The organism is Humibacillus xanthopallidus (assembly GCF_006717145.1).
In the GTDB taxonomy this organism is placed as follows: domain Bacteria; phylum Actinomycetota; class Actinomycetes; order Actinomycetales; family Dermatophilaceae; genus Humibacillus; species Humibacillus xanthopallidus.
In genome coordinates this window covers 452,729-465,561 of the sequence record NZ_VFQF01000002.1, presented here as the reverse complement: position 1 = coordinate 465,561, position 12,833 = coordinate 452,729, and the positions used below count along the sequence as shown (strand labels likewise).

General features: G+C 72.2%; 10 protein-coding genes. 7 read left to right on the top strand and 3 right to left on the bottom strand.

What is annotated here, in order from left to right; all coding sequences use genetic code 11:
• The first annotated feature begins 2 nt into the window (after positions 1-2).
• The 4 genes from FHX52_RS13020 to FHX52_RS13005 all read left to right on the top strand — a co-directional run bounded on the left by FHX52_RS13020 (position 3) and on the right by FHX52_RS13005 (position 5,809).
• Positions 3-938 (top strand): carbohydrate ABC transporter permease, encoded by a 936-nt coding sequence (locus FHX52_RS13020; protein ID WP_141822666.1) that lies wholly within the window; start codon positions 3-5, stop codon positions 936-938.
• A gap of 38 nt (positions 939-976) precedes the next feature.
• Complete coding sequence (yicI, locus tag FHX52_RS13015) at positions 977-3,355, top strand: alpha-xylosidase (protein ID WP_141822664.1); 2,379 nt, start codon at positions 977-979, stop codon at positions 3,353-3,355.
• Positions 3,352-4,854 carry a GH1 family beta-glucosidase gene (locus FHX52_RS13010; RefSeq protein ID WP_141822662.1) on the top strand — a complete coding sequence of 501 codons (1,503 nt, stop codon included), beginning with the start codon at positions 3,352-3,354 and terminating at the stop codon, positions 4,852-4,854. The genes yicI and FHX52_RS13010 overlap by 4 nt, the downstream gene beginning before the upstream one ends.
• Positions 4,855-4,936: 82 nt before the next feature.
• On the top strand, positions 4,937-5,809 hold the full coding sequence (locus FHX52_RS13005; RefSeq protein WP_141822660.1) for an LLM class F420-dependent oxidoreductase: 873 nt from the start codon (positions 4,937-4,939) through the stop codon (positions 5,807-5,809).
• Positions 5,810-5,818: 9 nt separating this feature from the next.
• On the opposite strand, the gene map is transcribed toward FHX52_RS13005, so the two are convergent.
• Positions 5,819-6,598 (bottom strand): type I methionyl aminopeptidase, encoded by a 780-nt coding sequence (gene map, locus FHX52_RS13000; RefSeq protein WP_141822658.1) that lies wholly within the window; start codon positions 6,596-6,598, stop codon positions 5,819-5,821.
• Between the two features lie 148 nt (positions 6,599-6,746).
• On the opposite strand from map, the gene FHX52_RS12995 reads away from it, so the two are divergent.
• Genes FHX52_RS12995 through FHX52_RS12985 form a run of 3 tightly spaced genes read left to right on the top strand, consistent with a single transcriptional unit; the run spans position 6,747 to position 8,831 of the window.
• On the top strand, positions 6,747-7,118 hold the full coding sequence (locus tag FHX52_RS12995) for a YciI family protein (RefSeq protein ID WP_141822656.1): 372 nt from the start codon (positions 6,747-6,749) through the stop codon (positions 7,116-7,118).
• Positions 7,115-8,401: an RNA polymerase sigma factor gene (locus tag FHX52_RS12990; RefSeq protein ID WP_141822654.1), complete on the top strand. Its 1,287-nt coding sequence runs from the start codon at positions 7,115-7,117 to the stop codon at positions 8,399-8,401. The genes FHX52_RS12995 and FHX52_RS12990 overlap by 4 nt, the downstream gene beginning before the upstream one ends.
• 4 nt (positions 8,402-8,405) lie before the next feature.
• Entirely contained in the window at positions 8,406-8,831 is a 426-nt protein-coding gene (locus FHX52_RS12985; RefSeq protein WP_141822652.1) for a DUF309 domain-containing protein, read from the top strand.
• A gap of 160 nt (positions 8,832-8,991) precedes the next feature.
• Here the strand turns inward: FHX52_RS12985 and FHX52_RS12980 are convergent, their stop codons facing one another.
• Together FHX52_RS12980 and FHX52_RS12975 are read right to left on the bottom strand one after the other, a co-directional pair.
• Positions 8,992-9,933: an ABC transporter permease gene (locus tag FHX52_RS12980; RefSeq protein WP_141822650.1), complete on the bottom strand. Its 942-nt coding sequence runs from the start codon at positions 9,931-9,933 to the stop codon at positions 8,992-8,994.
• Positions 9,930-12,803 carry an alpha/beta fold hydrolase gene (locus FHX52_RS12975; protein ID WP_246069958.1) on the bottom strand — a complete coding sequence of 958 codons (2,874 nt, stop codon included), beginning with the start codon at positions 12,801-12,803 and terminating at the stop codon, positions 9,930-9,932. Before FHX52_RS12975 ends, FHX52_RS12980 begins: the two co-directional genes overlap by 4 nt.
• Positions 12,804-12,833: the final 30 nt, after the last annotated feature.

Here is a 12,833-nt window from a genome sequence, read left to right as displayed (position 1 = left end):
CCATGAGCGTCATCGTCACCCCCACCACCACGGGCGCAGCCGGTGCCGGCGACCCGACCAGCACGTCGCCCGCCCCGGGAGCGGCCCCCGGAGCACCCGCCGTGCGCAGCCGCTTCACCCGCGGCCCCGGCCGCTGGGTCGTCCTCGTGCTCGTCACCGTCACGGCGCTGGCCGTCGTCGCGCCCTTCCTCCTCATGCTCCTCAACGCCTTCAAGTCGCCGTCCGACTACAGCACGAACGGCCCCCTCAGCCTGCCGACGGAGCTCTACACGCAGGGCCTGACGACCTACTGGAACCAGGTCAACTACCCGCAGAAGCTGCTCAACTCGATCGTCATCTCGGGCACCGTCGCCGTCGCCGCCACCGTCATCTCGCTGCTCAACGCCTTCGCCCTCGGCATCGGGCGGGTCAAGGGCCGGGTCTGGATCATCGGCCTGTTCCTGCTCGCCAACATGCTGCCGCAGGAGGCCCTCGTCTATCCGCTCTACTTCTTCGCGAAGCAGGTCGGCCTCTACAACACCCAGCTGTCGGTCATCATCATCTTCACCGTCATCCAGAGCGCCTTCGGCACCTACCTGCTCTCCTCGGTGCTCAGCACGTTCCCCCGCTCGGTGCTCGAGGCGGCCCGGCTCGACGGCGCCAGCCGCTGGCAGGTGCTGTGGCGGGTCATCTTCCCGATCACCCGGCCGACCCTCTCGGTCCTGCTCATCTTCTTCTTCATCTGGACGTGGAACGAGTTCTTCATCCCGCTCGTGATGCTCATCTCCAACAGCACGCAGACGGTGCCGGTCGCGCTCGCCACCCTCCAGGGCGACCGCCTCATGGACGCGCCGACGACGAACGCGGGCGCGCTCATCTCGCTCATCCCGTGCGTCATCTTCTTCCTCATCTTCCAGCGCACCCTGACCCGCGGCGTCATGGCCGGGGCCGAGAAGTGACCTGAACTTCCCTCACACGAAAGCGAACCCGATCACCCATGAAGTTCACCGACGGCTACTGGCAGACGCGCGCGGACGTCACCCTGCTGCGTCCTGCAGAGGTGCGCGACCTCGAGGTCGGCGACGACGGCCGCAGCCTCACGGCATACGCCCCGACGGCGCGCATCGGCACGCGGGGCGACACGCTCAACCGCCCGCTGCTCACGGTCCGCTTCCACTCCCCCATGCCCGACGTCATCGGGGTGCGCCTGACCCGCCACGAGGGCGGGCTCCCCCGCCACCCGCAGTTCGCCCTCGCGAGCAGTGCCGCGGCCAGCCCCACGGGCACCCCGACGGCCACCGTCGACGAGACGGGCGGGGTACTCACGGCCGGCCGGCTCAGCGTCCACGTCGCCAGGGGCGAGGGGTATGCCGTCCGCTTCGTCGCGGACGGACGCGAGCTCACGTCGTCGATGCCTCGCGGCACCGGCGTCGCCCTCGGCGGGGACGGGCAGACCTGGGCGGTCGACCAGCTGGCCCTCGGCGTCGGCGACCTCGTCTACGGGCTCGGCGAGCGCTTCGGCCCGCTCGTCAAGAACGGGCAGACCGTCGACATCTGGAACGCCGACGGCGGCACGAGCAGCGAGCAGGCCTACAAGAACGTGCCGTTCTACCTCACGAACGCCGGCTACGGCGTCTTCGTGCGTCACCCCGAGGAGGTGTCGTTCGAGGTCGGCTCCGAGGCCGTCTCGGCGACGCAGTTCTCCGTCGCCGGCGAGCAGCTCGAGTACTACGTCATCCACGGCGCCACGCCCAAGGAGATCCTCGCGACCTACACGGCGCTGACCGGACGCGCGCCCCAGGTGCCGGCCTGGTCCTACGGACTCTGGCTCTCGACGTCGTTCACCACGAGCTACGACGAGGCGACGGTGACCTCCTTCGTCGACGGCATGGCCGAGCGAGGGCTGCCCCTGTCGGTCTTCCACTTCGACTGCTTCTGGATGCGCGAGTTCCACTGGTGCGACTTCGTGTGGGACCCGGCGACCTTCCCCGACCCGGAGGGCATGATCCGCCGACTCAAGGCCAAGGGACTGCGCATCTGCGTGTGGATCAACCCCTACATCGCCCAGCGGTCGGCGCTCTTCACCGAGGGTATGGAGAAGGGCTATCTCGTGCGGCGCCCCGACGGCAGCGTCTGGCAGTGGGACAAGTGGCAGGCCGGGATGGGCCTCGTCGACTTCACGAACCCCGCCGCGGTCGACTGGTTCACGGGCCACCTCGACCGCCTCCTCGACATCGGGGTCGACGCCTTCAAGACCGACTTCGGCGAGCGCATCCCGACCGACGTCGTCTGGCACGATGGCTCGGATCCCGAGCGGATGCACAACTACTACGCGCAGGTCTACAACCGCGCCGTCTTCGACCTCCTGCGCGACCGGCGCGGCGAGGGCGAGGCCGTGCTCTTCGCCCGCTCCGCGACGGCCGGGGGCCAGCAGTTCCCCGTGCACTGGGGCGGCGACTGCGACTCGACCTTCCCGTCGATGGCCGAGTCGCTGCGCGGCGGGCTCTCGCTCGCCTACTCCGGCTTCGGCTACTGGTCGCACGACATCGGTGGCTTCGAGGGCAGGCCCGACCCCGCGGTCTTCAAGCGGTGGGTCGCCTTCGGGCTCATGTCGAGCCACAGCCGCCTCCACGGATCCGACTCCTACCGGGTGCCGTGGGCCTTCGACGACGAGGCCGTCGACGTGACGCGCCGCTTCACCCGGCTCAAGCTCGCGCTCATGCCCTACCTCAGCCGGGTCGGCCGCGACGTGACGACCGAGGGGGTCGGTGTCATGCGCCCGATGCTCCTCGAGTTCCCCGACGACCCCGCCGTCGCCCACCTCGACCGGCAGTACCTCCTCGGAGACTCCCTCCTCGTCGCCCCGGTGTTCTCCGCCGAGGGGCAGGTCGACTACTACGTGCCCGCCGGCCGCTGGACCTCACTGCTCGACGGCCGCACGGTCACCGGCCCGGGCTGGGTGCGCGAGGAGCACGGGTTCGACTCGCTGCCGCTGCTCGTCCGGCCCGACACCGTGCTGCCGCTCGGCGACCGGACCGACACCCCGGAGTACGACTGGGCCGACGGCGTGACGCTCGCGCTCGTCGAGCTGGCCGACGGCGATCGCGACGTCGTCGTGCCCGGCCGGGAAGGAGCGGACGACACGGTGTTCGCCGTGAGCCGTCGTGACGACACGATCGTCGTCCGCCGCACCTCCGGGCCCGAGGGCCACGGCTCGTGGCACGTCGTCGTCCCGGGCGGCGACCCCGAGCGGGTCCGCGTCACCGGTGGGAGACTCGTCGCCCCGGTCGCCGACCTGCCGTATGCGGTCGGCGGGGTTACCGTCGAGGTCGACGGGGGCACGCTCGAGATCGACCTCGAAGGAGATGCCCGATGACCCACACCAGCACGACCGCTTCGCCCGAGACCATCGCCGCACGCTTCCCGGCGGGCTTCCGCTGGGGGGCTGCCACCGCGTCCTACCAGATCGAGGGAGGGGTGCACGAGGGCGGCCGCGGGCCCTCGATCTGGGACACCTTCAGCCACACGCCGGGCCGCACCGCCGGCGGGGAGACCGGCGACGTCGCCGTCGACCACTTCCACCGCTGGCGTGACGACGTGGCACTCATGGCCGACCTCGGCCTCCAGTCCTACCGTTTCTCCATCGCCTGGCCGCGCATCCAGCCCACGGGGAGCGGCGCCGTCAACCAGGAGGGGCTCGACTTCTACTCGCGTCTCGTGGATGGCTTGCTGGACAAGGGAATCCGCCCCGTTCCCACGCTCTACCACTGGGACCTGCCCCAGCCGCTGGAGGACGCCGGCGGGTGGCCGGAGCGCGAGACCGCCCTGCGCTTCGCCGACTACGCGGGGCTCGTGGCCGGGCAGCTCGGCGACCGGATCCCCCTGTGGCTGACGCTGAACGAGCCGTGGTGCAGCGCCTACCTCGGGTATGCCGCGGGCGTGCACGCCCCGGGTCGCACCGAGCCCGCAGCGGCGATGGCGGCCGTGCACCACCTCAACCTCGCACATGGCCTGGGATCACAGGCGATTCGCGCGGCGGTGGGCGACGACGTGGGCATCGGCGCGGCGCTCAACTTCCACGTGCCCCGGCCTGCTGACCCGACCGACGCCCGCGACCTCGACGCGGTGCGCACGGTCGACGCGCTCGCCAACCGCGCCTTCCTCCAGCCGATGATGGAGGGGACCTACCCCGACGACCTCGTCCGCGACGTCGCGGGTGTCACCGACTTCGGCTTCGTGCGCGACGGCGACCTCGACGCCCTGACGACACCGCTCACGACGCTCGGGGTCAACTACTACGCGAGCTGCGTCGTTCGCCACTACGACGGCAGCCGGCCGAGGGCGACCGCCGACGGGCACGGCGACGGCGCGAGCCCGTGGGTCGGCGCCGAGCACGTCGAGTTCCCGCCGACCGCACCGCCGCACACGGCGATGGGCTGGAACATCGACCCCGACGGCTTCACCGAGCTGCTCGTCGGCCTGTCGCGTCGCTACCCCGACCTGCCCCTGCTCATCACCGAGAACGGCTCCGCGTTCGACGACCAGGTCGACGCCGACGGACGGGTGCGCGACCCGGAGCGCACCGACTACCTGGTACGTCACCTGGGCGCCGTCGCGGACGCCCTCGACGCCGGCGCCGACGTGCGGGGCTACCTCGTGTGGTCGCTCCTCGACAACTTCGAGTGGGCCTGGGGCTACGACCGCCGGTTCGGCATCGTGCGCGTCGACTACGACACCCAGCACCGCACCGTCAAGGACTCGGGCCACTTCTACTCCTCGGTCATCGCCGCGCACCGGAAGGCCACGAGCGCGGACCAGGCGGGCGCGAGCGCGGACCGAGCGGCCGGGGTGGAGCCCGCCGGACGGCATACGTGAGCGGGGTGCGCGAGCCCACGCACCGGCATACCTGAGGGTTTGCTGGAAGCGCGCGCCACGGGTCAGACGTAGTGTGCTCGGCATGGACATCGGACTGCACCTCGCCAACTTCACGTGGTCGGGCGGATCGGCCACCTTCGTCGACGACCTGACCCGCACCGCGAAGCTCGCGGAGGAGGTCGGCTTCACGAAGCTCTCCGTCATGGATCACGTCTGGCAGATCCGCGGCGTCGGCCCCAAGGAGCACGAGATGCTCGAGGCCTACACGACGCTCGGCTTCCTCGCCGCCGTCACCGAGCGCGTCGAGCTGCTCGCGTGGGTCACGGCCGCGATCTACCGCGAGCCGGGCCTGCTCGCCAAGGAGGTCACGACGCTCGACGTGCTCTCCAGGGGGCGCGCCTGGCTCGGCATCGGCGCGGCGTGGAACGAGGAGGAGTGCGTCGGGCTCGGGCTGCCGTTCCCGTCCACCGCCGAGCGCTTCGAGCGGCTCGAGGAGACCCTTCAGATCTGCCTGCAGATGTGGAGCGACAGCGACGAGCCCTACACGGGCAAGCACTACCAGCTGGGCAGCACGCTCAACTCGCCGCAGTCGGTGCAGCGCCCGCACCCGCCCATCCTCATCGGCGGCGGCGGAGAGAAGAAGACGCTGCGGATGGTCGCGCAGTACGCCCAGGCGTGCAACCTCTTCGACAGCCCCGACCTCGCCCACAAGCTCGACGTGCTGCGCGGCCACTGCGACGCGCTCGGTCGCGACTACGACGAGATCGACAAGACCGTCATGGGCTTCTTCGACATCGGCGCCCAGGGCGAGAAGGTCGACGAGGTGCTGGCCCACCTCGGGGAGCTCGCGCAGCTCGGCATCACGCACGTGCACACGGGCGTGTGGGACGGCTCGAGCACCGACCAGCTCGAGATCTTCGGCGAGCGGATCATCCCCGCGGCGCGCGAGCTCTGACGGCGGACCTCAGCCCTGCACCGTTGGGAGAGTGAGGATCTCGGCCCCGTCCGGGGTGATGGCTATCGTGTGCTCGCTGTGGGCGGTGCGGCAACCGGTCGCGCTGCGCAGCGTCCACCCGTCGGCGTCCGTGACGAGCTCGGCGGTGTCGGCCATGACCCACGGCTCCAGCGCCAGCAGCAGGCCCGGCCGCAGGGTGTATCCCCGGCCGGGCCGCCCGGCGTTCGACACGTGGGGCTCCTGGTGCATCGTCGACCCGACGCCGTGACCGCCGAACTCGGTGTTGACCGGGTAGCCGGCGGCGGTCAGGACCTCACCGATGGCGTGGGAGAGGTCGCCGATCCGCGCGCCCGGTCCAGCGGCGGCGATGCCGGCCGCGAGGGCCCGCTCGGTGGCGGTGATCATCGCGACACTCTCAGGCTCCGGCGAGTCGCCGACGACGAAGCTGATGGCGGAGTCCGCCACGACCCCGCCGAGGGAGACGGCGAGGTCGAGCGAGACGAGGTCGCCGTCCGCCAACGCCTGGTCGCGCGGCATCCCGTGGAGCACGGCGTCGTTGACCGAGGTGCAGATGTAGTGGCCGAAGGGTCCTCGCCCGAATGACGGCTCGTAGTCGACGTAGCAGGACACCGCTCCGGCCTCGAGGATCATGGCCCGGGCCCAGTCGTCGATGTCGAAGAGGTTGGTGCCGGCGGTGCTGCGGCTCTTCATCGTCTGCAGGATGTCGGCGACGAGACCGCCGGTCTCCTTCGCACGCGCGAGCTCGGTGGGGCTCAGGATCTCGATCATTCGGCGACCTTCGTGTGCGACAGTGACTGACCCGGACATGGTAGGTGTCGTATCGAGGCGCGGGCGTTCGTAGACCGGGTGAGCAGCGGCCGACCGGGCTGCCGCGCGCAGGTCCGCAGGATCTCGCAACGACTGGGAGGAGACGACGATGCCGGAGTACCTGATCACGTTCAACGACGAGTGGGTGCCCGACCACACGACCGAGGAGATCACCGACAAGGGCGTCGCCTCGAGGGCCGTCGTGGCCGAGATGCAGGCCGCGGGGGTGCTCATCTTCACCAACGGTGGGCTCGACCGCTCGACGGCGCTCTTCAGCGTCGAGGCGGTCGACGGCAAGCCGGTCTTCACCGACGGGCCGTTCGCCGAGACCAAGGAGCACCTCGGCGGCTTCTGCGCCATCGACGTGCCCGACGACGAGACGGCGCGCTACTGGGCCGGTCGGCTCGCGACGGTGCTCCGGTGGCCGCAGGAGGTCCACCGGTTCCGGGGCATCGGGATGGCCCGGCTCGACGGGCTGTGACCGAACCGCCCGTCGACGACGTCCTCACCCGGGTCCACCACGAGGAGTGGGCACGGGTGGTCGCGGGGCTCGCGCGCCGCTTCGGCGACCTCGACGTCGCCGAGGATGCAGCGGCCGAGGCCTTCGCGACGGCCGCCGAGCGCTGGCCGCGCGACGGCATCCCACCCAACCCCGGCGGCTGGCTGACGACCACGGCCACCCGCAAGGGGATCGACCGGCTGCGTCGCGAGTCCCGACGCGACGCCAAGCACCAGGCGGCCCTCATGGCCCACGACGACACGCCCCCCGAGCCCACCGGCCCGGTCGAGGACGACCGGCTCCGACTCGTCTTCACCTGCTGCCACCCCGCGCTCGCGATGGAGGCCCGGGTGGCGCTCACCCTCCGGATGCTCGGCGGCCTCACCGTCGCCGAGATCGCCCGGGCCTTCCTCGTGCAGGAGACCGCCATGGCGCAGCGGATCACCCGCGCCAAGGCGAAGATCAAGGCAGCCGGCATCCCCTACCGCGTGCCGTCGGCCGACGACGTCCGCGAGCGGCTCGCCGGTGTGCTCGCCGTCGTCTACCTCGTCTTCAACGAGGGCTACCTCACCGGTGCGGGCGACGACCCGCTGCGCGTCGACCTCACCGACGAGGCGATCCGCCTGGGCCGGCTGCTGCGGGTCCTCCTGCCCGAGGACGGTGAGGTGGCCGGTCTGCTCGCCCTCATGCTCCTCACCGACGCCCGGCGGTCGGCGCGCGTCTCTCGCACCGGCGAGCTGGTGACGCTCGACGAGCAGGACCGCGGCGCCTGGGACCGTGCCCTCATCGCCGAGGGCCGGGCGCTCGTCGACGAGCGCATCGCGGCGGTGGCGGCCGGTGGGGAGCCGCCCGGCCGCTACCAGCTGCAGGCCGCGATCAGCTCGGTGCACACCGATGCGCCGTCGGCCCGCGACACCGAGTGGTCGACGATCGTCGCGCTCTACGGCCGCCTCGTGGCGCTCGACCCCTCGCCGATCGTGCGGCTCAACCGCGCGGTCGCCGTCGCCGAGGTCGACGGACCGTCGGTGGCCCTCGCCGAGGTCGACCGGCTCGCCGGGGCGCTCGACGGCTATCACGCCTTCCACGCCACGCGGGCCGACCTGCTGCGGCGCCTGGGTCGCAGCGGCGAGTCGCGGACGGCATACGACCGCGCGATCGCCCTCGCGGGCAACGCTGCTGAGCGTGCCCACCTCACCCGGCGCCGCGACCAGCTTGCCGATGAGTGGGCGCGGCGACGCGTCGGCTCGCGATTCCTGAGAGGCTGATGTCGTGCCCTCGAACGAGCGTGACCGCGACGCCCGCGGGCGTGCGCGCCAGGCGAGACCCCGCGACGCGCTGGGTCGACCGCTGCCCTACGGCGCCGAGGGCGTCGAGCCAGTGTCGGAGGATCCGCTTCCTCCTGACGAGACCATCCGGGTGGCGCGCGAGCTCGTCGACGGCGGGCGGCCCTTCTCCGCCCACGAGGTGCTCGAGGCGCGCTGGAAGGCCGGGCCGGCCGAGGAGCGCGACCTGTGGCAGGGCCTCGCCCAGGCCTGCGTGGCCCTCACCCACGCCGCCCGTGGCAACCCGACCGGTGCGGAGCAGCTCGCGGACCGAGCAGTCCTGAGGCTCGAGGCGTATGCCGCGACAGGCCGCGGCGCATACGGCCTGGACCTGCGCGCCGTGGTCGACTGCCTGCGCCGGCAGGTGGCCTGACACCGCATCCATCCGGCCGCGGCTGGATGGATGCGGCGGGCGGCGGTGTGAGACCTCAACGATCCCGCCACGGCTGGACGGTTTGCGGCGGTCGGCGGTGTCCGGCCGCGACGATCCCGCCACGGCGGGACTGTCGTGGTCGGCGGAGCGCCCCGACCCGTCAGCTGAGGATGTCGGAGCGGCGGAAGCGGCGGTAGGCGAGCATCGTGAAGGCGACCGCCCACACCAGTGACCACAGCGCGCCGTGCAACATGTCGGAGTAGTCGGGGGTCACGGCGAGCGCGTCCTGCCAGGCCCGTGAGTAGTGGCCGGGGAAGGCGTTGCGGTAGGGGTCGAGGGCGTCGAGCTGGTCGAGGATGTTGAGCAGGATGCTGACGAGCACGGCACCGCCCACGGCCGCGAGCGGTGCGTCGGACCGCGTGCCGAGCCAGAAGGCGATGGCGGCGATCGGCAGGAGGGTGATGAAGATGTAGGCCATGGCGAGCACCAGCCGCGGGAGGAACTGGCCCCACGTGAGGTTCTCGCCGAGGGGGTTCGTCAGGGGGTCCCACCCGTAGAAGATGCCGCCGACGAGCAGCCCCCACGCGGGCAGCAGCACGGTCGCGAGCAGGGTCGACCCGACCCCGACGACGAGCTTGCTCGTCAGCAGCCTGGCCCGCTGCACGGGCGCGACGAGCAGGTAGCGCAGCGACGCCCACGAGGCCTCGGACGGCACGGCGTCGCCGCAGAAGAGGGCGGCGAGCAGCACGAGGAGCAGCTCGGACGCGAGGAAGACGAGCACGAGGCTGAAGTTGGCCGCGCCGTCCTGGGCGAGGTCGAAGATCCGTGAGCTCGCTCCGCCCCGGTTGCTGTTGGAGGAGCGCTCGCCGAAGAAGAACGACCCGACGAGCACGAGCGGGAGCGCGAGGAGCAGACCGAAGGCCCACGTCGTGCGCCGACGGCCCCACTGGCGACGCACCTCGGCACGCCAGGACAGCGGGCTGTGCACGCGAGTGATCGGCCCGCTGGGTGTCGCACCGGCGGGCTCCATGACATCGAGCAGCGCCTCGCCGGGTGCGTGCTCGCTGACCTCCCGGGAGCCGGGTCGTGGAGTCTCGCTCATCGGGCCCTCACCTGCCTCAGTCGCTCGACGAGGGACGCGCCCTCGTCACCGGGCTCGATCGGCTCGCCCGGGGCGGTGGCCGACGAGATGACACCGAGGAAGACCTCCTCGAGGTGGCGCCGGCTGCTGACGCCGACGACCGGGAGCCCGGCGGCCACCGCTGCAGCGACGACGTCAGCGCGACCCCGGTCGGCCACGACGACGAGCCGGGTCGGGGTGTCGACGCGCACCTCGGTGATGCCCTCGGAGGCCTCGAGCGCGTGCACCGCCGCCGCGAGCGCGTGGTGGTCGACGTGCTCGGGCAGGTCGACGATCGTCGTGTCGTCGCTGTCGACGAGGTCGGCCACGAGGCCTGCGGTGATGACGCGGCCGGCGTGCATGACGACGACGTGGGTGCACGTCATCTCGACCTCGGCCAGCATGTGGCTCGAGATGACGACGGTGCGACCGGTCTCGGCATACCGGCGCAGGATCGGGCGCATCGCCGCGATCTGTGGCGGGTCGAGGCCGTTGGTCGGCTCGTCGAGGATGAGCAGCTCCGGCAGCCCGAGCATCGCCTGGGCGATGCCGAGCCGCTGCCGCATGCCCTGGCTGTAGGACTTGACCGGACGGTCGACCGCTCCACCGAGAGCCGCGACGTCGAGCGCCTCGTCGAAGTGGGCGTCCTCGGTCGCGCGACCGGTCGCGGCCCAGTAGGCCTCGAGGTTCTGCCGACCCGTGAGGTGGGGCAGGAAGCCCGGCCCCTCGATGAGGGCACCGACCCGGCCGAGCACCGGTGAGCCGGCCTGCACCTCCTCGCCGAGCACGTGCACCGAGCCGGCGTCGGAGCCGATGAGGCCCATGACCATGCGCATCGTCGTCGTCTTGCCGGCGCCGTTGGGGCCGAGCAGCCCGACGACCTGGCCCTTCTCGGCCCGCCACGACACGTCGTCGACGGCGCGGTGCCCGTCGGAGTAGGTCTTGACGAGACCCTCGACGACGAGCGGGATGTCGGCGAGGTCCGGACGCGCCGGCAGGTGACGCCTGCGCCGGCGCCGCACCAGCCATCCGCCGAGGGCGACGAGCAGGAGCACCCCGAGCAGGGCCAGGGCGATGACCGCCTCGGTGTCGAGCCCTCCGGCGACGGCTCCCCCGACGCTCGTGCCCACCGCGACCGGCAGCGTCAGGGCAGACGCGTCGGTGATGCGGATGCGGCTGGGGACCCGCGAGTTGGCATAGGTCGACTCGGTGCTCGTCAGCAGGACCCGCCACCGGGTGCCCGCGGGCAGCTCGTACGTCGCGCCCGGCAGCGAGATGGTCACCGGGGTCGGCCGGCCCGGCGTCACCTCGAGCCGCACCGGCGCGACGAGCGGATTGGTCAGGGTGACGGAGCCGCCGGTCACCCGCCACACCGATGCGAAGAGCGTGACGTCGGGGCTGTCGGACGTGACGGTGAAGCGCATGACCGGCGACCCGACGACGGTCGTCGCCTCGGCGATCGGCTGCGTGTCGAGCGCCGTCGACTGCCCGGGCAGCGCCGCGATCTGGTAGGTCGAGAGGCTGATCCCGAGCGCCGCGAGCCCGGGCACCGCGATGAGCGACGCCGGCTGGCCGCCGGGCGGGTGCACGAGCGCCCCCTCGGTCGTCGTCAGGGGCAGCTCGCGGGTGACGAGCCGCCCACCCGACAGGCCGGGGTATGCCGGCAGCGTCGTCAGCGTGCTCGGCTGGCCACTGCGCGTGGCGGGGATGCCGTAGGTGAAGGCGGCCGTCGGCAGGGGCCCGTCGTGCGGGGCCTTGTCGCGCACGTAGTGGTCGAGCCACTGGTAGGACGCCTCGGTCTCGTCCGCCTCGTGGCTGCTCGGGCCGTCGTGACCCCCGTCACTCCACCGGACGGCATACGGCGTGCGGCTGGCGGCGAGCGCCTGCGCGTTGGCGTCGGCCTGGTCGAGCCCGAAGAGGGAGTCGGCGATGCCCTGCACGAGGAGGGTCGGCGCGGTGACCTTCGCCATGGTCGGCTTCGGGCTGTGGGCGTGGAGCAGGGCGAGCAGCTCGGGCGATGCGGTGCCCGACTCGGAGGCCTGCACGAAGAGACGGCAGAGCGTGGGGTCGAAGCGCCCGCACGAGCTCGTGCCGGTGGCGGCGGGTGCGGAGGACCCACCGGAAGCGCCGCCACCGCGGTTGGCCGACAGGAAGAAGTTGGTCGCCCAGACCTGCTTGAACGGCCCGGGCGTCGCGATGGGTGCGCGGCCGGCCGCCGTCGTGGGCGCCGTGGTGACCGCCGCCTGGGGGAAGAACGCGTCGGCGAGGTCGTTCCACGTGATGGCCGAGACGACGCCGTCGACCCGGGGGTCGACGCCGGCGAGCATGAGTCCGAGCGCGCCGCCATAGGAGCCGCCCATGACGCCGGCACGCGGGTCGCCGGGCGCGTCGAGCTCGACATCGCTGCGCTTGGCCGCGAGGTCGAGCAGCGTGCGGGCGTCGGCGATCTCGTAGGCCGGGTCGTTGAGGTGGATCTTGCCGCCGGACGCGCCGTGTCCGCGGGCGCTCCATGCGACGACGACGTAGCCGCGGTCGTGCAGGGCGTTCGCCTGGTCGGTGACGGAGTCCTTCGAGCCGCCGAAGCCGTGGGCGAGCAGCACGACCGGGTGCTTGCCGGATGCCTGCGGCCACACGGAGACGTCGAGCCGCACGGCAGTGCCGTCGGGCTCCGGGCCGACGGGCACCGAGGCGACCTCCGGCGTCACCGGGTCGGCGGCCGGGGCAGAAACGACGACGGCAGACGCCGGTGCGGCGGCCACAGCCGGCGCAGCGGCCACGGCCGGCGCAGCGGGCGCGATCGCGAGGCTCGACGCGACGGCGAGCGCGGCGATGAGGGAGGCCCGGAGCGACATGCCCACATCACATCACGCTGCGGTGGTTGA